Consider the following 19,980-nt stretch of genomic DNA (forward strand, 5'->3'; position numbering starts at 1 on the left):
CCGGCGCCCGACGAGGGCGCCCAGGTCAGCGGATCTGCTTGCGGTTGGAGCTGCCCTTGATGGCCGCGTAGCCGATGGCGCCCACGGTGATCACGGCGCCCACGATCAGCAGCGTGCCGAGAACCTTGAACACCACCCCGAGCACCGCGAACGCCAACCAGATGACGATGATCGCGCCGATGATCTTCAGCAACATGGTGGGTCAACCTCCCCGAAACCGGCCAAGGTGGCCATGCCGGGTGAACGAATGGCGCTCATCGGCGGTTCCATCCCAGTCAACCAGAGCCGCAGGCCCCGCACATCGGGGAAATACCCTCAGTCCTGAGCTACGAGCCGAGCCACGAGCCGAGGCGGCGCAACGCCTCCGGGATGTCGTCGGGTGGGCCGGCGAAGGACATCCGTACGAAGTGGTGGCCCTCCGCCGGGTCGAAGTCGATGCCGGGGACGATCGCCAGGCCCGTGTCGGCCAGGAGGCGTTGGCAGAAGCTCATCGAGTCGGTGGTCAGGTGGGCCACGTCGGCGTAAACGTAGAACGCGCCGTCCACCGGGGCCAGGCGGTCGATGCCCAGGCCGCGCAGGCCTGTGACGAGGGTGTCGCGGTTGCGTCGGTAGGTCGCCACGTGGGCGTCCAGCTCGTCGTAAGCAGAGAAGGCCGCGACCGCGGCGTGCTGGGACAGGGTCGGCGGGCAGATGGTGAAGTTGCCGGTCAGGCAGTCGACCGCGCGGTGCAGGCGCTCCGGGACGAGCAACCAGCCCAGCCGCCAGCCGGTCATCGCGAAGTACTTCGAGAACGAGTTCACCACCACGGCCTCACGCGAGAACTGCCACGCCGACGCCGGATCCTCGGTCCCGTAATGGATCCCGTGGTAGATCTCGTCGCTCACGAGCTGCACACCGCGCTCGGCGCACCACCCCGCGATCGCGGCCAGCTCGCCCGCCGCCAGCATCGTGCCGGTCGGGTTGGCCGGGCTCGCGACGATCACGCCGTCGAGCGGGCCGATCGAGTCGAGCATCCCCACCGTCGGCTGGAAGCCCGTCTCCGGACCGCACGGCAGCTCGACCACCTCGCAGTCCAGCGCCCGCAGGATGTTCCGGTACGCGGGATAGCCCGGCCGGGCCAGCGCCACCCGGTCGCCGGCGTCGAACGCGGCGAGGAAGCTCAACAGAAAACCGCCGGAGGAGCCCGTGGTCACCACCACGTCGTCCGGCGACACGGCGAGGGAGTACCGGCGCTCGTAGTGTTCGGCGATCGCCGCGCGAAGCGCCGGGATGCCCAGCTGCTCGGTGTACCCGAGCGGGCGGCCGTCCAGTGCCTCGACGGCCGCCGCCCGAACCTGTCGTGGTGCAGCGGCCGACGGTTGCCCGGCGGCCAGCGACACCACGTCCCCCCGTGCCCGCTGCCTGGAGTTGGCCGCGGACAACACATCCATCACGTGAAACGGCGGGATCGACGCGCGCCCGGCGACCTTCAGCAATAGCTGTCGCATGGGGCCAGCCTGACGGCACGGGCGCGCGACCGCATCACGAGACCTCGACCTGGACCCGCAACGGCACCGCGACCTCGTCCGCCTCGTCCGGCTCCGGCCGGCGCAGCACGAACACCGCGAGCCCGACGGCCACCGCGACCAACGCCGCGCCCACCCCGAACGCGAGCCGGAAGCCACTGGTCATGGCCTCGACCGGCGACTCGCCCGCGGCCAGCAGGCCGTTGGTCCGCGAGGTCGACAACGTCGCCAGCACCGCGAGCCCGAGCGCGCCGCCGACCTGCTGGGTGGTGTTCACCAGACCCGACGCGAGGCCAGAGTCGTCCTTGGTGACACCGGACATCGCCAGCGTCATCATGGCCGGGAAGCCGAGCCCGGCACCGACACCCATCAGCACCGTCGACGGCAGGAAGTCGGTGACGTAGCTGGCGTTCACCGGCGCCCTCGTCAGCAGGGCCAGCCCGGCGAGGACGAGCAGCAACGCGCCCACGAGCACGAACCGCTCGCCGAACCGGCCGCTCAACCGGGCCGACGCGCCGAGCGACAGCGCCCCGATGCCCACTCCGACCGGCAGGAAACCGAGCCCGATCTGCAGCGGGTCGTACCCGAGCACCTTCTCCAGGTACAGCGCGCCGAGGAAGAACATGCCGAACATGCCGGCCACCATCAGCACCTGGATGAGGTTCGCGCCCGCCAAGTTGCGCGAGGCGAGGATCCGCAGTGGCAGCAACGGGTTTGCCACCCGAGCCTGCCGCCACACGAACGCCGCGAGCAGCGCGACGGCGACCGCGCCCACGATCAGCGTCCGGGCCGAGCCCCAGCCGTAGTCGGCGGCCTTGACGATCGTGTAGACGCCGAGCATGAGACCGGACGTGCCGAGCAGCGCGCCGAGGACGTCGGCGCCGTGCCGCAGGCCGATGCCGCGCTCGCCCGGCACCAGCCGCACCGCGAACAGGAAGGCCGCGATGCCGATCGGGGCGTTGACGAAGAAGATCCAGTGCCAGCTGATCGCCTGGGTGAGCACGCCGCCGGCGAGCAGGCCGATCGAGCCGCCGGCCGCGGCGACGAAGCTGAACACGCCGATCGCGCGCGACTGCTCGGCCTTCTCCGGGAACATCGTGACGATCATGCCGAGGATCACCGCCGCGGCCATCGCGCCGCCGATGCCCTGCACGAACCGGGCGGCGATGAGCATCTCCTGGCTGCCGGCGAGCCCGCACAGCAGCGAGGCCAGCGTGAACACGACCAGGCCGGCCAGGAACATCTGCTTGCGGCCGAGCAGGTCACCGGCGCGGCCGGCGAGCAGCAGCAGGCCGCCGAACGGGATCAGGTAGGCGTTCACCACCCACGCCAGGCCCGGCTGGGAGAACTCCAGGTCGGCCTGGATGGCGGGCAACGCCACGTTCACGATCGTGCCGTCGAGGATGATCATCAGCATCCCCGCACACAGCACGATCAGCGCCAACCAGCGTGAGTCGCGTCGTGTGTCAACGAGCTGGGACATGGGGTCGCCTCCTGGACTGTGATTTCCAGGAACGACCGTAACAGATAGTCTCGTAGCAGACGATCTGCTGTGGGATTAACTACATTCGCCGTCTGGGCGCGCGCTCGCACGGGACCGGGGAGCACAGCCGCTCCTGGACCAGCCGGGTGAGGCTGTTGACGAAGATGGCCCGGTCGTCCTCGGGCAGCACGCTGAGCACGTCGCGGTAGACGTCGGCGACGATCCGCTCGGCCTCGGTGACGACGCGCCGGCCCTCGTCGGTGACGACGATGATGCGGGCGCGGCGATCGGTCGGGGACAGCTGCCGCTCCACCAGGCCGGCCTTCTCGAGCTCGTCGATGGTGACGACCATCGTGGTCTTGTCCATCTGGCAGAGCTCAGCGAGGCGGATCTGGGTGCGGTCGCCTGGGACCGCGCTGGACAGCACGCAGTAGGTGCGCTGGGTGATGCCGAGGTCGGCCAGCCGCGCGGTGATCTCGGTGGTGAGCACGTGGCTCGAGTGGCCGAGCAGGAACGCGAGGTCGGCGTCCGCGGCGGCATCGACGCGGGTCGTGGTCATGCCTCGAGGGTACGCCCGTTAGGTCCGCACGCAGATAATCCGGTGACGGAACTATCAGTAGCCCACGTATCCGCCGCCGCCCGCGGTTGCCTTGATGCCGGGCACGTTGGCCAGCGAGCCGTACCGGGAGACGGCGTAGTTCACGCCGGCGCAGATGTTGTCGACCGGGTTCCAGACGTCGCCGTGACCAGGCAGCTTGTAGCTGTTGAAGGTCGGGTCGATGGTCTGCATGAGGCCCTTCGACGGGGTGCCCTTGGCGGCATTGGAGTCCCAGTTGTTGATGGCGTGCGGGTTGCCGCCGGACTCGTGCTGGATGATCTGCCAGATGCGCTGGGCGTCGGCCTCGGTGACGTTGATGCCCTGCTTGCGCAGCTCCTCGATGGCCTGGCGGATCCACTCCTGGACGTTGCCGGGCGGCGGGCCGCCGGCGGGCGGGCCACCGCTGGACGGGCCGGAGTAGCTGCCGCCACCTCCGCCACCTCCGCCGCCGCTCGACCCACCGGAGCCACCGGAGTCACCGGAGCCGCCGGAGTGGCTGCCGGAGCCGTTGCCGGTGACCGAGCTGGTGGTGGGCTCGGTGGTGCCGGCCGGCGTGGTCTGCTGCTCCGGGGTCGGCGTCCACTGGACGGTCTGGCCGGGGTGCGGGGTGAACGGCTGGGTGTTGGGCTCGCCGAGCGCGGAGAACGTGGTGGCCGGGGTCTTGGCGCCGTTGATCGTGCCGAGCGCGCCGGCCAGCGTCTGCTCGGTGCCCTGCAGGTGGGTGTTGATGTCGCCGGCGACCTCGGAACAGATGCCCTTGGTGTAGTCGTCGAGCTGCTGCTGGGTGGCCTGCGGGTGGTCGTCGAGCCAGCCGTTGATCTCGGTGAGGGCCTGGTCGCAGCGGGTGGAGATGTAGTGCTTGGCGTCGTCGATGGCGCCGGCGACGTCCTCGAGCGCGCCCGCGGCGTCCCTCATCGCGGTGCTGATGTCGGTGCCGGCCTTGGCGAACTTGCCCATGTAGGCGACGAACGCGTCGGCCGACGAGCCCTCCCAAGCGGTGTCGAGCTGGGTGACGCCGCCGGCGACCTGGCCGCCGTAGCTGCCCGCGTTGGTCGCCGCGTCGGTGAGCCGGGTGGCGGCCTCGGTGATGGTGGCGCTGTCCGCTTTGGCGACCTTCGCGGCGGCGGCGGCGACCGCGTCGCCGCCCGCGTAGCCGGCCAGGGTCTCAGCCGCTGTCACGGTGTCGTTCTCCCCTCAGACTTGCTGCGTCATCGCGTGGGCGTGGGCGTGGTCGGTGTCGCCCACGGTCCGCGACACGGCGTCCAGCGCCCGGGCCACCCCGTCCAGCCTGCTCTCGGCGGCGCTGAACTCGGTGTTCAGCATGCCGTTGACCGCGTCGACCGCGCTGGAGATCGCCGCGGAGCTGGGCAGCTCGCCGTAGGCCGTGGGGACCGAGCAGATCTGCGGGAACGTGTCCGCGATCTCGCCGTACTTGGACGTGTAGTCCTGCGCCTTCTGCATGCAGGCGTTGATCGCCTCGACGTTGTACGACGCCATGTCCACCCCTTCGCCCACCCCGGTGCGCCTCGCCTTTTGACGACGCCGGGCGCCCTGTGGTTCCGCTCCACTGTAGGGACTCAGACCTCGTCCAGCAGCTCCCGCAGGCACATGGCGAGGCGCTGGTTGTCGGCCGGGGTGACCGTGCTCCACATCCGGCCGTCGTTGTTGGGTTTGGCCAGGTAGACGTACCGGCCGTGCGAGGTGTCGTGGAACGCGACGATCCGGTCGGCGCGGACCATCCGCTGGTCACGCTGCAGCCGGGAGGCGCCGAACTGCCCGCGGATGGCCATGCCGGCGACCATGTCCGACATCGTCCTGGCGTCGGAGTTGGGAACGCCACCGCGCATGAGGGCGGCGGCGAGCTCGCGCCGGTCGCCATGGGACTCCTTGTCGGCGGCCTTGAGCACGTCGGTGGGCACGCTGACCGAGTAGCCGGGTCCGGCGAGCACCTCGCCCGCGATCGAGACGGCCGCCTCGGCGATGGCCGTGTCCCGCGCGGGGATCAGCCACACCTCCCCCGCGTCGACGGCGGCGAGCAGCGCGGTGTTGCCGGAGGCGACGGCGAGCGAGGAGATCTGGCGGTCGGTCCAGACCCAGCTGTCGAGGCAGACCTGCGGGTACGCGAGGAGGCTCAGCTGGTCGGCCAGCTCCGGGACGGCGCGCTCGCCGTCGGCGAGGCCACGCTGCCGGAGCCCGGCGAGTGCCTGGGCGACCAGCTGGGCGCGCTCGCTGTGCGTCTTGCCGGGGCTCGGCACGCCGATCGCCTCGTGCTTGCGTGGCAGTCGCTCGCGTTCCCAGAGCACGTCGAACTCGAGCGCGGAGAGCACCACGGTCCCGCTTGCGGCCATGTGTCAGACGCGGTCTTCGTCCGGGTCGTCGCCGATCGACTCGGGCGCCACCACCCGGTCGTCGTCGAACACGTCGCCGGAGTCGATCCCGAAACGGCGCACGTGCTCCTGGTCGTCCTCACCCTCACCGCGCCGGCCCCCCGCGGCGGCCGGCTGCATGATCGAGGAGCCCGGCCGGCCGGTCCTGGCGCCGAACCGCTCGGCGTTGCGGGCCGCCCGTGCTTCTTCCTCCGGTGCCGCGCCCAGCGGGGTGGCGCCCTTGCCGGGGACCGCGCCCCGGCCGCCGGGACCGCCCCCGCGGAGGGTGCGCTCACCCTGCGCGCCCGCACTCGCGCCGCCCGCGCCACCGGCCCCCATCATGGTGGCGGCCTCGGCCATCGCCAGCGGGTTCATCGGCGCACGCAGGCCACCGGGCCCGGCGCCGGCGACCGTCGGCAGGCCGCCGGGCTGGTTGATCGGCCCGACGCCGGTGGTGTTGCCGGGGAGCCCGACGTTCGGCGGCCCGCCCGGCGTCGGTGGCAGGCCCCCGCCACCCCCACCGCCGGCGGCGATGGGCACGTTGCTGCCTCCGCCGCCCGGGCCGCTGCCGCCGGCCGGGTTGAGCCCGCCGCCCGGCGAGTACCCGGAGACGGTGGTGGTGCCGATGTTCTGCTCCACGGGCTGCGCGACGAGGTTCATCCCGGGTGGGACAGGGAGCGCCTGGGACCGGCCGAGCGCGTCGGAGCTGCTGGACCGGTAGCCGTTCATGCCGTCGACTGCCTGGTCGCGGGCCTGGTTGGTGGCGCGGACGTCGCGGGCGTGGTCGGTGGTGTGCCCGAAGAACCCGGCGACGCGGTCGCCGAAGTTCTCGTCGGAGGGGCCCCGCAGGGTGGAGGAGTCGGGCGCGGAGTTGCGGATGCTGGCGAAGCTGGCGCCCTGGCCCTCGACCCCCTTGGCGGAGTCGGTGACGGGCTCCTGTGCCTGGTCGGCGTAGATGGAGGCGTTCTGGGTGGCGTCGGTCCCGCCCTGGGAAGCCTCGCCCTGCCAGGTGACCCCGATGTCCTGCAGCTGCTGGCGAAGCGTCCGATCCGTCTCGGCCAGCCCATCGGCGAGACTGACGAGCGCCGCTACGGCGTTGTGCAACGACTCGGACCCGGCCCCGTCGCGCAGGCCGTCCACCTGCTGGGCCAGGCCTTCGTTGGAGTAACCATCGAAGCGCAGGTTGCTGAGTCCGTGGTCCCCGTCCATAACTCCCTCACCTCAACGTCTGCAAAGTCTGGACCGCCATCGTCGCCACCTGCTCGGTCATCCGGCACAGCTGGTGATAGTCCGCGCGTTCCAATGGGATCAGATCGACGATCAACTGCTGACCGTCGGCGACGTCCACCGACGTAGCGCATTCAGCGTCGTCGGTGCCTTTCAACTTGTAATCCACCGCCGGGTATCCGCCCACCGACACCAGCCAGGCGTCAACGTTCCGGTTGCCCGACAGCCACGGCTCGATACCTTCGGAGGTGACGAGCATGGCGTCAAAGGAGTGGAACGGCTCTCGCGATTGCTCCAACAAACAGGCCGGCGCTTTGTAGTGGTCACCAGTGGTGTGTACTCGCGGAGGCTTGTCGATCTTCAGTTGGCTCTGCAGCTGGGCGAGCTGTGCCGAGGTGAACAACGAGCAGGGCTTCACTCCGTCAAGACTGAGATCCCGTGGGCGCGGCGGGATATCCGTCGTGGGTACCGCACTGGACGGCGGGTCCGACGGTTCCTCGGACGGAGGAGCGGTGACACTGCCGGTCGGACCGGGCGTGGCCTCACCGCCGGTGGCGTTGGTACACCCCCCGGCGAGAGCGAGAGTCACAATTCCGACCATCGCGAGAAAGGTAACGCGTTTAGGCACCCTGTCCCCTGAAAGCGGTCTCGATCTGATCCTCGGTGTAGCCGTAAGCCTTTGCCGTGTCGGCCAACTGCACGGCAAGCTTCCGCAGGCCGGCTATGTAGTCCAAAATGCGCTTCGCATATGAGTCGTCATCGTCGACGAGCCGGTCATTCCAGGCCGGAGCTATACGAGTGCTGACGTCGTCCCCGCCTGGCGCCTCGATGCGCAGATCGCGCTGGGAACCTTGCAGTCGTCCCATCAACGTCGAAGCCTCGGAGTCGATGATTTTGGCGGCGGCCAGGACGTTGTGCTGGTTCACCGTGAAGGTGCCGGAGGCCAGGCCTCGGGTCGCTTTGTCCACCTGCATGAAGGCTTCGTTGATGCCGCGGCCGTAGTCACCGATGATCTCCATCCCCGACGCTCCCCACTGGTTGTGACTGACCGGTCCCGTTCCGCAGGCTACCAAGGCCACGGTAAGGCCAACCTGAACTTTGACGAAGAAAAGCCGGTCACGGTTCCGCTGAAAGGAGGAACCGAGTCAGTGCCGCGTGACCTGGCCCTGAGCAGCGCGTAACGCGATGTCCGTGCGGTGGTGGGAGCCGGCCAGGTGCACCGTCGCGACCTTGCGGTAGGCCTCATCTCTGGCGGCCGGCAGGGTGTCCGCGGCACCGACCACCGACAGGACCCGGCCGCCCGACGACACGATCGCGCCGTCGTCGCGGCGGCGGGTGCCGGCGTGCAGGATGCCGTCGGTCTCCGAGCCGGTGATGACATCGCCCGAGCGGGCGTAGCCGGGGTAGCCCTCGGCCGCGATGACGACCGTGACGGCCGCACCGTCGGACCATTCCAGGGGTGGGTGGGCGGCCAGCTCACCCGTGGCGGCGGCGCGCAGCAGGCCGGCCAGCGGGCTGCGGAGCAGGGCCAGCACGACCTGGGTCTCGGGGTCGCCGAAGCGGCAGTTGAACTCGATCACCTGCGGGCCGGACGCGGTGAGCGCCAGGCCCGCGTAGAGCACGCCGGAGAACGGGCAGCCGCGGGCGGCGAGCTCGTTGACCACCGGCTGGACGATCTTGGCGACCACCTCGTCGACGAGGCCCGCCGGCGCCCACGGCAGCGGCGCGTACGCACCCATCCCGCCGGTGTTGGGCCCCGCGTCGCCGTCGCCGACGCGCTTGAAGTCCTGCGCGGGCAGCAGGGGCACGACCGTGGTGCCGTCGACGAGGCAGAAGAGCGACGCCTCGGGACCGTCGAGGTACGTCTCGAGCAGGACCGGGTGGCCGCCCTCGAGCAGGGTCATCGCGTGCGCGCGGGCCAACGCCAGGTCGTCGGTGACAGCCACGCCCTTGCCGGCGGCCAGACCGTCGTCCTTCACGACCCAGGTGGGGCCGAAGTGACGCAGTGCCGCGTCGAGCTTGGCCGGGTTGTCGACGATCTCGGCGTGCGCGGTGGGCACGCCGGCCGCGGCCATCACGTCCTTCGCGAAGGCCTTCGAGCCCTCGATGCGGGCGGCCTCGGCGGACGGGCCGAAGCAGGCGATGCCCGCGGCACGCACGGCGTCGGCGGCGCCCGCGACGAGCGGCACCTCCGGGCCTACCACGACGAGGTCGGCCCGCCACTCGACGGCGAGGTCGGCGACGGCCTTGGGCTCGGCCGCGTTGACGCCGTAGGTCTCGGCGAGCGCGGCGGTGCCGGCATTGCCCGGCGCACACGCCAGCGCGGTCACCGCTGGGTCGTGGGACAGCGCGAGCACCAGCGCGTGCTCGCGCGCGCCGGACCCGATCACCAGGACACGCACGGCAACGAGCGTAGATGCAGCGGCGCCGACCTGCGCCGTCAGGGTTGGCCTCCGGCCCCGGTTTCCAGCCTACGGGCGGGCACCGACGGGTTTCGGGGCGCGGGAGCGGGGGCTGTGGACAACCGCGGCGGCGTGCCTCCGGCCCCCGGTATCCACTCTATCGATTGGCACCGACGGTTTCGGGGCTGTGGACAGCGCCCTGTGGACAGCTCCGGGACTGTCGGTCCTGCCGACTAAACTGGATATCGGGGGCTGGAGGCGTCAGCCGGCGCCCAGCGCCCTCTTCGCGCCCGGGTGCAGCGGGACGGGGTCGGTCTCGACGGCCTTCTTGCGGTCCAGCGCGTTCGCGGCCTTGTGGACCTTCACCAGCTCGGCCTTCTTGTCGAAGATCAGGTTCGTGATCGCGCAGGCGTCGCCCTCCGGGAAGTCGCTGCGTACCAGCAGCATGTTCGGCACCACGATGCTCGGGACGTCGGCCGGCAGCTGGTAGGTCTCGCCCGGCAGGCTGCCCTTCTCGTACACCGGGTTGATCTCCTGCAGCTTCGGCAGCAGGCTCGTGACGTCGATGAACCGCACGCCGTCCTTCAGCGAGGTCGTGAGGTCCGTGACCTCCGGCGTCGGCAGCCCGCCGGACCACACGAAGCCGTCGATCTGGCCCGCCTTCATCTGGTCCACGGTCTGCCGCAGCGCCAGCCGCTGCGCCGACACGTCCGACGCCGGGTCGAGGCCCGCCGCCTTCAGCAGGCGGTTCGCGATCACCTCGGTGCCCGACTTCGGCGAACCCGTCGAGATCTTCTTGCCGCGCATGTCCGCCACACTCGAGATCCCGCTGCCCGACCGGACCACGACCTGCGTGTAGTTCGAGTAGATCCGCGCGAGCGCCGTGATGTCCTGTTTCTTGCCGTCGAAGCTGCCGGTGCCCTTGACCGCGTCGGCAGCCGAATCGGCCAGCGAGAACGCGATGTCGTAGTCACCGGCGACCAGCTGCTGGATGTTCTGCACCGACGCGCCGGTCTCCGCGGCACTCGCCTTGATCGGCGTGTTGTCGCTGATCAGCTGGGCCAGCCCGCCGCCGAGTGTGTAGTACACGCCGCCGGTGTTGCCCGTCGCGATCGTGACCCTGCCCGCGGCGGCCTCGCACCCGCCCGCGCCGGAGTTCTGGGCGGAGTCGGTCGGACGCTTGCCGCCACAGCCTGTCGCGACCAGCCCCACGGCCACGATGCCGGCGACGATCCGCGTTGCTCGCATGGTCAAGCTCCTTGTCCTTCAACGGTTTCCCGGGAACGCATGACGAGGTGCACGACGACCGCGACGGCGAAGAACCCGACGCCGACCGCGATCGACAGTGGCTGCAGGTAGAGCAGGAGCAGCGCGGCGACCGCGCACAGCGCCCGCGCCGGCCAGCGCGCGGGGCCGAACAGCCAGCCGCCGGTGACCACCGCGAGCGCGGCGACGCCCAGCGCGGACGCGACCGTCACCCACAGCACCGTGCCGACCGGCTGCTGCAACAGCAGCGCCGAGCCGTTGTCGGTGAGTACGAACGCGATCGGCACGAGGAACGCGGGCAGCGTGTACTTCCACGTCTGCCACATCGTCTTCATCACCGAGCCGCCGGTGATCGCGGCCGCGGCGACCGACGCGAGCGCGGTCGGCGGCGTCACCTCCGACAGCACCGCGTAGTAGAAGATGAACATCGCGACCTCGGGCGGCGCGACGCCGAGGTCCGCGAGCGCCGGGCCGAGCACGACCCACGAGATGATGAACGACGCGGTCACCGGCACCGCGAGGCCGAGCACACTCACCGCCACCGCCGCGAACACCACGGTCAGCATCAGGATCACGGTCGGGTTCGACGCCAGCGCCTGGGCCGCGTCCACCAGCGCCGCGGCCAGTTCCTGACCGAGGCCGGTCTTGGTGATCGTCGAGGTGATCACGCCGGCCGCCGCGCACACCGCGATCACCGGCAGCGCGCCGCGGATGCCCTCCGCGAGCGCGCCGGCTATCGAGCGGACCCAGCCGAGCAGAGCCGGCCCGAGACCGTCGTGGCGTGCCGCGTACAGCCGGGACAGCAGCGCGAACAACGCGGCCACCCCGGTGGCGTAGACGACCGCGGTGAACGGCGGGATGTCCAGCGCCAGGAACACGACGATGATCGCGAGCGAGATGAAGTGGTAGCCGCCCCGCAGCAGCAGCGTCCGCACCGGCGGCGTCTCGATGTCCACCCGCTTCGCGCCGAACCGGCGGGCGTCGGCCTCCACCGCGAACACGATGCCCAGGTAGTACAGCAGCGTCGGCACGATCGCCCAGACCAGCACGGTCAGGTACGACGTCTCCAGGTACTCGGCGATGATGAACGCCGCCGCGCCGAGGGTCGGCGGCGAGAGGATCGCGCCGATGCCGGACGCGGCGAGCAGCCCTCCGGCGTTCTCCCTGGGGTAGCCGGCCTTGCGCAGCACCGGCCAGGTGATGGCGCCGAGGCTGACCGTGGTCGCGGTGCCCGAGCCGGAGACCGTGCCGAGCAGGAAGCCCGACAGCGCGGCGGTGCGGCCGGGCGCGGTGCGCGAGCGGCGGAAGAGCGCGAAGCTGAGGTCGACGAAGAACGTGCCGGCGCCGGAGGACGCGAGGACCGCGCCGTAGATCGTGAACAGCACGATGTAGGTGGCGGCCACGTCCAGCGGCACGCCGTAGAAGCCGCTCTGGTCGTTGTACAGCGCGTTGACGATCTGGCTGAAGTCGACGCCGGCGTGCGCGATGTTCCAGCTCTGCGGCAGGTAGCCGCCGTAGTAGGCGTAGGCGAGGAAGACCAGGCACACCACGGGCAGCACCAGGCCGGTGGTGCGCCGGGTCGCCTCCAGGATCAGGACCAGCAGCAGTGCGCCGGCGACGATGTCCGAAGTGGACAGAACGCCCTGGCGGTCCAGGAACGCGTCGTAACCGCCGCCGAAGTCGCCGATCGCGAGCGGCAGCACCGGGTAGAGGCCGACCAGCAGCGCCACCGCGGCGAAGAGCCAGTCGAGCGGGCCGGGGTTGTCGTCCTGGACCTGCTCCGGCGCGTCACCGTCGGGCTCGATGCGGCGCCCGCGCGGCCGGTAACACAGGAACACCAACGGCAGCGTCACGCCGAGGAAGATCACCAGGTAGAACTGGTTGCCCTTCGCGAACGGCAGGAAGACCTGCTTGAGGACGAGCAACGCGATGGCGATCGCGGCCGCCCAGACGAACCGCTCCCACCGGCCGGACAGCCGCCGCGCGGGCCGTTCCTCGTCGTGCTCCCCGACCGTGTCGCTCAGGTCGGGCCGGTCCTCCTGGGTACCGACGCGGACAGGGTCGTCCGAGGCCTCGGTGCGCTCCGTTGAGCTCGTCACCAACCGCAACTTACCGGTGACTGCCGTCACACAGAAGTGATCAGCGGCGTTATCCCACCGTTACCTTCTGGTCCCCATGGCGTTTGCTCGTGTCGGGCAGGATGCGCTGGCCTTTCGAACGAGGAGGAACCCGTGAGTCCGAAGTTCCTGCGCATGACCGTCGCCGTGGCGGCCGTGCTGACACTGGTGGGCGCCGCACCGGCGACCGCGGACCGGCCGACGGTGGCCCAGACGACCGCGGACGGTCACGGCGATGACTTCACCGTGGTGGGCCACCGGGGTGCGTCCGGCTACCGGCCCGAGCACACGCTGGCCTCCTACGAACTGGCGGCGCGCATGGGTGCCGACTACATCGAGCCCGACCTGGTGACCACGAAGGACGGCGTGTTGGTCGCGCGGCACGAGCCGGAGATCAGCGGCACCACGGACGTCGCGCGGCACCCGGAGTTCGCGAGCCTCAAGACGACCAAGTCGCTGGACGGCGTGGCGACGACCGGCTGGTTCACCGAGGACTTCACGCTGGCCCAGCTGAAGACGCTGCGGGCGGTCGAGCGCATCCCGGCCGTCCGCCAGCACAACACGATGTACGACGGCCGGTACGAGATCCCGACCTTCCAGGAGGTCATCGACCTGTCGAAGCGGCTGTCGCGCGAGCTGCACCGGGAGATCGGCATCTACCCGGAGACCAAACACCCCACGTACTTCCGCAAGCAGGGCAAGGCGCTCGAGCCGAAGCTGGTGTCGATGCTCGACAAGAACGGGCTGAACCGGCGCGGCGCGAAGGTGTTCGTGCAGTCGTTCGAGGTGTCGAACCTCAAGGCGCTCGACCCCCAGCTGAACGTGCCGCTGGTGCAGCTGACCTCCGCGACGGGCGCGCCGTTCGACTTCGTGGACACCGGTGACCCGCGCACTTATGCCGACATCACGAGTGCGGCCGGCCTGCGCGAGGTGGCCACGTACGCCGACGGGCTCGGCCCGGACAAGAACCAGATCATCCCGCGGGACGCGGCGGGCTTCCTGCTGTCGCCGACGTCGCTGGTGCGGGATGCGCACCGGGCGGGGCTGACCGTGCACCCGTACACGTTCCGCGCGGAGAACTCGTTCCTGCCGGCGGACTTCCGCTCCTCGGCGATCCCGGCCGAGTACGGCGACCTGTTCGCGGAGATCGCCACGTTCCGGGCGACGGGCATCGACGGGTTGTTCACCGACAACACCGACGTGGCCATCGCCCAGCGCGACGACCGGCTGGTGCGACGCTAGCTCGCTGACGGAGGTCGCCCTCGGCGTTTCGGGGGGGCGGCCTCCGGCCCCGGTTTCCATGCTACGGACCGGGACCGACGGTCTCGGGCGACGCCGACGCGACCTGTGGACAGCCCGGCGGACGTGGCCTCCGGCCCCCGGTTCCAGCCTACGGACGGGGACCGACGGTTTCGGGCAACGCCGATGCCGCCTGTGGACAACCTGGCGGACGGCGGCCTCCGGCCCCCCGGATCCAGCCTACGGACCGGCACCGACGGTTTCGGCCCCTGTGGACAGCTGCCTGTGGACAGGCCGGGATTGTCGGTGCCCGCCGGTAGAATTGATACCGGGGGCCGGAGGCCACGCCCGCCCCGTCAGCCCGTCATCGAGTGGCGGACGATCGTCTGGTCGCGCCCCGGGCCCACGCCCACCGCCGAGATCCTGGCGCCGGACAGCTCCTCCAGCCGCAGCACGTAGTCCTGGGCCTTCGCCGGCAGGTCCTCGAACGCGCGGCACTCGGAGATGTCCTCCCACCAGCCCGGCATCTCCTCGTACACCGGCACCGCGTGGTGCACGTCCGTCTGCGTCATCGGCATGTCGGCCACCGTCGAGCCGTTCACCTTGTAGCCCACGCAGATCGGCACGGTGTCCAAACCGGACAGGACGTCGAGCTTCGTCAGGAAGTAGTCGGTGATCCCGTTGACCCGCGCGGCGTACCGGGCGATCACCGCGTCGAACCAGCCGGTGCGGCGGGACCGGCCGGTGGTCACGCCGAACTCGCCGCCGGTCTTGCGCAACCGCTCGCCCATCTCGTCGTGCAGCTCGGTCGGGAACGGGCCGGAGCCGACGCGCGTGGTGTACGCCTTGAGGATCCCGATGACCGTCGTGATCCGGGTCGGGCCGATCCCGGAGCCCGCCGACGCGCCGCCCGCGGTCGGGTTGGACGACGTCACGAACGGGTAGGTCCCGTGGTCCACGTCGAGGAGCGTCCCCTGCGACCCCTCCAGCAGCACGGTCTCGCCGCGCTCGAGGGCCTCGTTGAGCAGCAGCCGGGTGTCGGCGATCCGGTGGCAGAACTTCTCGCCGGCCTCCAGCACCGAGTCGACGACCTGTTCGGGGTCGAGCGCCTTGCGGTTGTAGACCTTGACGAGGATCTGGTTCTTCACGTCCAGCGCGGCCTCGACCTTCTGCCGCAGGATCTTCTCGTCCAGCAGGTCCTGCACCCGCACGCCGACCCGGGAGACCTTGTCCTGGTAGGCGGGCCCGATGCCGCGGCCGGTGGTGCCGATCTTCGCCTTGCCGAGGTAGCGCTCGGTGACCTTGTCGATGGCCACGTGGTACGGCATGATCAAGTGCGCGTCGGCGGACAGCAGCAGCCGCGAGGTGTCCACGCCGCGCTCCTCCAACCCGGCCAGCTCGGTGAGCAGCACGCCCGGGTCGACCACCACGCCGTTGCCGATCACGTTGGTGACGCCGGGCGTGAGGATCCCGGACGGGATGAGGTGCAGCGCGAAGTCCTGGCCGTCGGGCAGCACCACGGTGTGGCCGGCGTTGTTGCCGCCCTGGTACCGCACGACCCACTGGACCTGCTCGCCGAGCAGATCGGTGGCCTTACCCTTCCCCTCGTCGCCCCACTGGGCGCCGATGAGCACGATGGCAGGCATGTGAGACTCCCCGGGGTTCCGCAGGACATTTTCTGAATGGCGAAATGCCGGTGATTGAGCGTAGACCAGGAGACCGTTGGTGGCTGCGTTGATACTGGGTTGCGGCATTGCCGTAACCAGCGGCGACTGGCGGAAACTGGTCGCACGCTCGGGATCCTCGGCGCACGAGATCCCCGCCACACCGGGCAAAGCCGACGTCGACCCGCTGGTGAAGAGCGTGACCGACGGTCACATAGTCGTCCACGGCAGTGACACCGACCTGGCGGCGGTCGTCCTTCGGCTGCTGCGTACCGAGCGGCTCGACGTCCCGGTCGGCTACGTCCCGGTCGACCCGCGCTCCCCGGTGACCCGGCTGTGGCGGCTGCCGAAGGACACAGTGGACGCCGCGCTCGACGGCACCGCGGACCGGTTGCCGCTGGTCCGGGACGACGCCGGCGGGGTGCTCCTCGGGCTCGGTGTGCTGGCCCCGGCGCGCGGCACCGTCTACTGCGACGACGAGATCCCGCTGCGTGGCGCGGCCGAGCGCATCGAGGTCACCCCCGACCCCGCGCACGGGCTCGAGGTGCGGATCGTCCGGAAAGGCTTGCTGCGCAACAGGACCACCACCGTGCGGGGCCGCGCGATGCAGTACGGCGGCGACCCGGTCAGCCCGGTCCGCGACGGCGTCACCCAGCCGCGGCCCCTGCGCCGGTGGACCTGGTACCGGCACACCGACGACCTGCGGGTGGTCCGCTGAGCGTGGCGTGCAACGGTTTTGCCCGTCCGCGCAGCGTTCGGTGCCCTCGCCCGCCCGGTCTGCCTGAATGGGCGCACAGGCAAACCCACGACCGGGAGGTACCGTGCGACGATCTCGCACCCTGCGCGCCATCCTGCTGATCCTCGCCGCCGCGCTCGCCGCGGTCACCCTGGCCACCGTCCCCGCGAGCGCCGCCGCGAACGACACGATCTCCGGCGACCGCGCCACCGTCCGCGACGCCCCGGCCCGGCTGGTGCTCGCCAACGCCCGCGCCGGTGACCCGGCCGAGGTCACCGCGTACTGCGGCGACTGGGTCCGGGTCCGGGTCACCCCGAACCACGCGATGTCCACGCCGGTCGGCTGGGTGCTGCGCGGTCAGCTGACCAACGCCAGCAAGCCCGGCGGCCTCGACGGCGTGCCCGAGCGCTGCGGCACCGACGAGACCCGCTGGCGGGACTGGGTCGGCGCGATCAACGCGCCGTTCCGCTCGCTGCGCAAGGTCGACGGCGCCTGGCGGCGGATCACGTTCGGCACCGGCGTGAACCTCGCCCAGACACCGGACTGCGTGCCGTCGCTGAACTACACCCGCAACCCCACGACGCCGGACGTGATCGACCCCGCGCAACGGGTGCCCGGCCTGGACATGACCCGGGTGAGCTTCCGCTACGTGACGACCGACGGCGCGATCGCGCTGGTCAGCGCGCCACCGCCGGGGGCGAGCTACGGCGTGTGGAGCTTCGTGCCATCCTCCTGCGTGCAGCCGAAGGGCAGCCGGCAGCACGTGTACTTCGACGAGCCCGTGGTGCAGCTGGAGAACCTCTCCGGGCTGCAGGGCGGCGTCGGCTACTCCGACGCGACGATCCGGTCCCGCGGCTGCTCGGCCGCGCTGATCAGCCCGAGCCGGCCGCGGTTCGGCTACTGGCCCGACCCGGAGCCGGGCAACCGGCCGGCCTGCCCCGTGTAGCGGGCGAGTGAGACGTGCGGCGGCGGGCCGTGAGGGGGTCCGCCGCCGCATTCCCCTGGGTGCCGCCAAGAATTCGCCATTGCACCTTCTGTGTGACACCTCCATGGGTGACAGTGGATCAGCGAACCGTGATCCCTGCCACGGAGGTACAGCTATGCGCAAGTTCAGAAACCTGCTCGTAACGACGGTGCTCGCGCTGGCGGGCACCGTCGCCGTCTCAGCGACGGCGAGCGCGACCCCGCCCAACATCCCGAGCGCGGCCACCGCCAGCTCGGAGCTCGCCGCGCTGCGCGTCGCCGCGGACGGCTCGTCGAGCGGCTACTCCCGCGACCTGTTCCCGCACTGGAGCACCGTCTCCGGCACCTGCAACACCCGTGAGACGGTGCTCAAGCGGGACGGCAGCGGGGTGGTCACCGACTCGTCCTGCGCCGCCACCTCGGGCAGCTGGTACAGCCCCTACGACGGCGCGACCTGGTACGCGGCGTCCGATGTGGACATCGATCACGTGGTCCCGCTGTCCAACGCGTGGAAGACCGGCGCCTCGGCATGGACCACGACCAAGCGCCAGCAGTTCGCGAACGACCTCAGCTACCCGCAGCTGATCGCGGTGACGGACAACGTCAACCAGGCCAAGGGCGACCAGACGCCGGCGACCTGGAAGCCGTCCCGCACGGCCTACTGGTGCACCTACTCGAAGATGTGGATCCACGTGAAGTACAAGTACGCGCTGAGGATCAACTCGGCGGAGAAGTCGGCGCTCACGAGCATGCTCGGCTACTGCTGATCCACTGCCGCACGCGAACGCCCCGAGACCGCGCCGGTCCCGGGGCGTTCGCCCGTTCGGCCCCCGCCGATCGTCTGGACTTTTCCTTGCCCACCAGGCATTCCACCCAGAGTTACCGAGTGGTATTGATCGAGTCACCTTCGTGTCGGACAGTCAGTGACGTTCCCTCGTGATCAGTCACACGGAAGGCGTCACATGTTCACCAAGTCGGGGAAAGTGCGGGTATTCGGCGCATCGTTACTTCTCGCCGCGGGCGCGGTGGTCGGGCTGGGCGGCGGTTCGGCGAACGCGATACCACCGGGCATCCCGGACGCCGCGACGGCGCAGTCCGAGCTGGCCGGGCTGACCGTGGCGCCGGACGGCTCGATGGACGGCTACAGCCGGGACCAGTTCCCGCACTGGCACACGGTCGAGGGCAGCTGCAACACCCGAGAGATGGTGCTGCGGCGCGACGGCGACGGCGTGGAGGTCGGCACGGACTGCGCGGCGACGTCCGGCAGCTGGTACAGCCCGTACGACGGCGCCACCTGGACCGCGACGTCCGACGTCGACATCGATCACATGGTGCCGCTGGCCGCGGCGTGGCGCAGCGGCGCCGCTGACTGGACGATCGCGCGGCGGGAGGCGTTCGCGAACGACCTCGACTCGCCGCAGCTGTGGGCGGTGACCGACAACGTCAACCAGAGCAAGGGCGACCAGACGCCGGAGTCGTGGAAGCCGCCGCTGCAGTCGGAGTGGTGTGAGTACGCGCGGGCGTTCACGCACGTGAAGTTCTTGTACGGCCTGACGGTGAACTCCGCCGAGCAGAGCGCGTTGTCATCCATGCTGGGGACGTGCTGAACACCTACAACTCCCCGCTGGTCGCCGGTCAGGGCGGCGTGATGACCGAAGAGGTCGGCGTCGTGACCGGCGACCTGGAGCTGCGCACCACGATGGGCCCGGACGGCGTGGTGACCGCGAAGGTGCGCTACGCGGGGGCCGGGGAGTGGTACCGAGTGCGCGGCGGCATGTGCAAGCTCGCCGACGAGCGCGACCATGCCGCCGTGCACTCACTGCTGGTGGGCGTACTCAACCGCCCGGCTGGCTAGCCCGAACCGCGGACATACCGCCGAGACCGACGCCTGCTCCTCGCCCGACCCGACACGGCCTTGCCCCAACTCGGCTCGACCAACCCAGCCCGACTCGGCCCGCGCCCGACACCTGCTCGCGCGCGCCCGCGCCCGCGATGCCCAGCCCCCACCCTCTCCGGGGGCACCCCATGGATCCAGTCTATCGGTTGGTACCGACGAAAAGGGCTGGCGCGGGTCAGCTGTGGACAACCGCGGGCATTGTGGATAAGTCGTGCCCCGCACGGGGCGGGGCGAGGCGGGTGGTCAGGCCAGGCCGAGCTGGGCCGGGGCCTCCGGGTCGGAGTCGGCCACGAACTGGGTGCAGCGCTCGTACTCCTCGGTCTCGCCGATGGCCTGGGCGGCGAGGGCGAGCGCGGCGAGCGCGCGCAGGAAGCCGCGGTTCGGGCGGTGCGACCACGGGATCGGGCCGTGGCCCTTCCAGCCCGCGCGGCGCAGCTGGTCCAGCCCGCGGTGGTAGCCGGTGCGCGCGTATGCGTACGCGGCGACCGGGTTGTTCTCCGTCAGGGCCAGCTCGGCG

21 protein-coding genes are annotated in these 19,980 nt (G+C 70.7%); 6 read left to right on the forward strand and 15 right to left on the reverse strand.

Annotation, left to right across the window (positions count from 1 at the left end; genetic code table 11):
* Window positions 1-25: 25 nt before the first annotated feature.
* The 13 genes from VGD70_RS20820 to VGD70_RS20880 all read right to left on the reverse strand — a co-directional run bounded on the left by VGD70_RS20820 (window position 26) and on the right by VGD70_RS20880 (window position 12,871).
* A complete protein-coding gene (locus VGD70_RS20820) occupies window positions 26-196 on the reverse strand; it encodes a hypothetical protein (protein WP_331083804.1) in 171 nt (56 codons plus the stop codon).
* Window positions 197-326: 130 nt separating this feature from the next.
* Entirely contained in the window at window positions 327-1,487 is a 1,161-nt protein-coding gene (locus tag VGD70_RS20825) for a pyridoxal phosphate-dependent aminotransferase (protein WP_331083806.1), read from the reverse strand.
* Window positions 1,488-1,521: 34 nt separating this feature from the next.
* A complete protein-coding gene (locus VGD70_RS20830; RefSeq protein WP_331083808.1) occupies window positions 1,522-2,988 on the reverse strand; it encodes an MFS transporter in 1,467 nt (488 codons plus the stop codon).
* A 79-nt stretch (window positions 2,989-3,067) separates the two neighbouring features.
* The gene (locus VGD70_RS20835; protein ID WP_331083810.1) at window positions 3,068-3,547 is read right to left on the reverse strand and encodes a MarR family winged helix-turn-helix transcriptional regulator; all 480 of its coding nucleotides are present in this window, start codon (window positions 3,545-3,547) and stop codon (window positions 3,068-3,070) included.
* A gap of 54 nt (window positions 3,548-3,601) precedes the next feature.
* Window positions 3,602-4,765, reverse strand: a complete 1,164-nt coding sequence (locus VGD70_RS20840; RefSeq protein WP_331083812.1) for a transglycosylase SLT domain-containing protein — start codon at window positions 4,763-4,765, stop codon at window positions 3,602-3,604.
* 15 nt (window positions 4,766-4,780) lie between these two features.
* Window positions 4,781-5,083, reverse strand: coding sequence for a hypothetical protein (locus tag VGD70_RS20845; RefSeq protein WP_331083814.1), 303 nt, complete (start codon window positions 5,081-5,083; stop codon window positions 4,781-4,783).
* An 80-nt stretch (window positions 5,084-5,163) separates the two neighbouring features.
* Entirely contained in the window at window positions 5,164-5,934 is a 771-nt protein-coding gene (locus tag VGD70_RS20850) for an ESX secretion-associated protein EspG (RefSeq protein WP_331083816.1), read from the reverse strand.
* A gap of 3 nt (window positions 5,935-5,937) precedes the next feature.
* The gene (locus VGD70_RS20855; RefSeq protein WP_331083818.1) at window positions 5,938-7,161 is read right to left on the reverse strand and encodes a PPE domain-containing protein; all 1,224 of its coding nucleotides are present in this window, start codon (window positions 7,159-7,161) and stop codon (window positions 5,938-5,940) included.
* 7 nt (window positions 7,162-7,168) lie between these two features.
* Window positions 7,169-7,780 carry a DUF3558 domain-containing protein gene (locus tag VGD70_RS20860; RefSeq protein WP_331083820.1) on the reverse strand — a complete coding sequence of 204 codons (612 nt, stop codon included), beginning with the start codon at window positions 7,778-7,780 and terminating at the stop codon, window positions 7,169-7,171.
* Between the two features lie 19 nt (window positions 7,781-7,799).
* Window positions 7,800-8,198 carry a hypothetical protein gene (locus VGD70_RS20865; protein WP_331083822.1) on the reverse strand — a complete coding sequence of 133 codons (399 nt, stop codon included), beginning with the start codon at window positions 8,196-8,198 and terminating at the stop codon, window positions 7,800-7,802.
* Window positions 8,199-8,324: 126 nt separating this feature from the next.
* A complete protein-coding gene (gene purD / locus VGD70_RS20870; RefSeq protein WP_331083824.1) occupies window positions 8,325-9,581 on the reverse strand; it encodes a phosphoribosylamine--glycine ligase in 1,257 nt (418 codons plus the stop codon).
* 261 nt (window positions 9,582-9,842) lie between these two features.
* Window positions 9,843-10,829 carry a TAXI family TRAP transporter solute-binding subunit gene (locus tag VGD70_RS20875; RefSeq protein WP_331083826.1) on the reverse strand — a complete coding sequence of 329 codons (987 nt, stop codon included), beginning with the start codon at window positions 10,827-10,829 and terminating at the stop codon, window positions 9,843-9,845.
* Between the two features lie 2 nt (window positions 10,830-10,831).
* Window positions 10,832-12,871, reverse strand: coding sequence for a TRAP transporter fused permease subunit (locus VGD70_RS20880; protein ID WP_331083842.1), 2,040 nt, complete (start codon window positions 12,869-12,871; stop codon window positions 10,832-10,834).
* Window positions 12,872-13,099: 228 nt separating this feature from the next.
* Here VGD70_RS20880 and VGD70_RS20885 point away from each other — a divergent pair, with 228 nt between their 5' ends.
* Window positions 13,100-14,206, forward strand: a complete 1,107-nt coding sequence (locus tag VGD70_RS20885) for a glycerophosphodiester phosphodiesterase (protein ID WP_331083844.1) — start codon at window positions 13,100-13,102, stop codon at window positions 14,204-14,206.
* A gap of 353 nt (window positions 14,207-14,559) precedes the next feature.
* Here the strand turns inward: VGD70_RS20885 and VGD70_RS20890 are convergent, their stop codons facing one another.
* Window positions 14,560-15,849, reverse strand: a complete 1,290-nt coding sequence (locus VGD70_RS20890) for an adenylosuccinate synthase (protein WP_331083828.1) — start codon at window positions 15,847-15,849, stop codon at window positions 14,560-14,562.
* A 79-nt stretch (window positions 15,850-15,928) separates the two neighbouring features.
* On the opposite strand from VGD70_RS20890, the gene VGD70_RS20895 reads away from it, so the two are divergent.
* From VGD70_RS20895 to VGD70_RS20915, 5 genes are all read left to right on the forward strand, one after another.
* Entirely contained in the window at window positions 15,929-16,585 is a 657-nt protein-coding gene (locus tag VGD70_RS20895; RefSeq protein WP_331083830.1) for a hypothetical protein, read from the forward strand.
* Between the two features lie 103 nt (window positions 16,586-16,688).
* A complete protein-coding gene (locus tag VGD70_RS20900) occupies window positions 16,689-17,549 on the forward strand; it encodes a hypothetical protein (protein ID WP_331083832.1) in 861 nt (286 codons plus the stop codon).
* 154 nt (window positions 17,550-17,703) lie between these two features.
* Window positions 17,704-18,333, forward strand: coding sequence for an HNH endonuclease family protein (locus VGD70_RS20905; protein ID WP_331083834.1), 630 nt, complete (start codon window positions 17,704-17,706; stop codon window positions 18,331-18,333).
* Window positions 18,334-18,528: 195 nt separating this feature from the next.
* Window positions 18,529-19,173 carry a GmrSD restriction endonuclease domain-containing protein gene (locus VGD70_RS20910; protein ID WP_331083836.1) on the forward strand — a complete coding sequence of 215 codons (645 nt, stop codon included), beginning with the start codon at window positions 18,529-18,531 and terminating at the stop codon, window positions 19,171-19,173.
* On the forward strand, window positions 19,167-19,421 hold the full coding sequence (locus VGD70_RS20915) for a hypothetical protein (protein WP_331083838.1): 255 nt from the start codon (window positions 19,167-19,169) through the stop codon (window positions 19,419-19,421). The genes VGD70_RS20910 and VGD70_RS20915 overlap by 7 nt, the downstream gene beginning before the upstream one ends.
* Window positions 19,422-19,706: 285 nt before the next feature.
* Here VGD70_RS20915 and VGD70_RS20920 read toward each other — a convergent pair.
* The coding region (locus VGD70_RS20920) for a DUF3151 domain-containing protein (RefSeq protein WP_331083840.1) at window positions 19,707-19,980 on the reverse strand (274 nt) is incomplete at its 5' end.

This window comes from Actinophytocola sp., assembly GCF_036402745.1.
Classification (GTDB): Bacteria; Actinomycetota; Actinomycetes; order Mycobacteriales; family Pseudonocardiaceae; genus Actinophytocola.

Coding starts and splice junctions, on each gene's coding strand:
- VGD70_RS20820 (WP_331083804.1), bottom strand. CDS start 196: ATGTTGCTGAAGATCATCGGCGCGATCATCGTCATCTGGTTGGCGTTC.
- VGD70_RS20825 (WP_331083806.1), bottom strand. CDS start 1,487: ATGCGACAGCTATTGCTGAAGGTCGCCGGGCGCGCGTCGATCCCGCCG.
- VGD70_RS20830 (WP_331083808.1), bottom strand. CDS start 2,988: ATGTCCCAGCTCGTTGACACACGACGCGACTCACGCTGGTTGGCGCTG.
- VGD70_RS20835 (WP_331083810.1), bottom strand. CDS start 3,547: ATGACCACGACCCGCGTCGATGCCGCCGCGGACGCCGACCTCGCGTTC.
- VGD70_RS20845 (WP_331083814.1), bottom strand. CDS start 5,083: ATGGCGTCGTACAACGTCGAGGCGATCAACGCCTGCATGCAGAAGGCG.
- VGD70_RS20850 (WP_331083816.1), bottom strand. CDS start 5,934: ATGGCCGCAAGCGGGACCGTGGTGCTCTCCGCGCTCGAGTTCGACGTG.
- VGD70_RS20855 (WP_331083818.1), bottom strand. CDS start 7,161: ATGGACGGGGACCACGGACTCAGCAACCTGCGCTTCGATGGTTACTCC.
- VGD70_RS20860 (WP_331083820.1), bottom strand. CDS start 7,780: ATGGTCGGAATTGTGACTCTCGCTCTCGCCGGGGGGTGTACCAACGCC.
- VGD70_RS20865 (WP_331083822.1), bottom strand. CDS start 8,198: ATGGAGATCATCGGTGACTACGGCCGCGGCATCAACGAAGCCTTCATG.
- VGD70_RS20875 (WP_331083826.1), bottom strand. CDS start 10,829: ATGCGAGCAACGCGGATCGTCGCCGGCATCGTGGCCGTGGGGCTGGTC.
- VGD70_RS20885 (WP_331083844.1), top strand. CDS start 13,100: ATGACCGTCGCCGTGGCGGCCGTGCTGACACTGGTGGGCGCCGCACCG.
- VGD70_RS20890 (WP_331083828.1), bottom strand. CDS start 15,849: ATGCCTGCCATCGTGCTCATCGGCGCCCAGTGGGGCGACGAGGGGAAG.
- VGD70_RS20905 (WP_331083834.1), top strand. CDS start 17,704: ATGCGCAAGTTCAGAAACCTGCTCGTAACGACGGTGCTCGCGCTGGCG.
- VGD70_RS20910 (WP_331083836.1), top strand. CDS start 18,529: ATGTTCACCAAGTCGGGGAAAGTGCGGGTATTCGGCGCATCGTTACTT.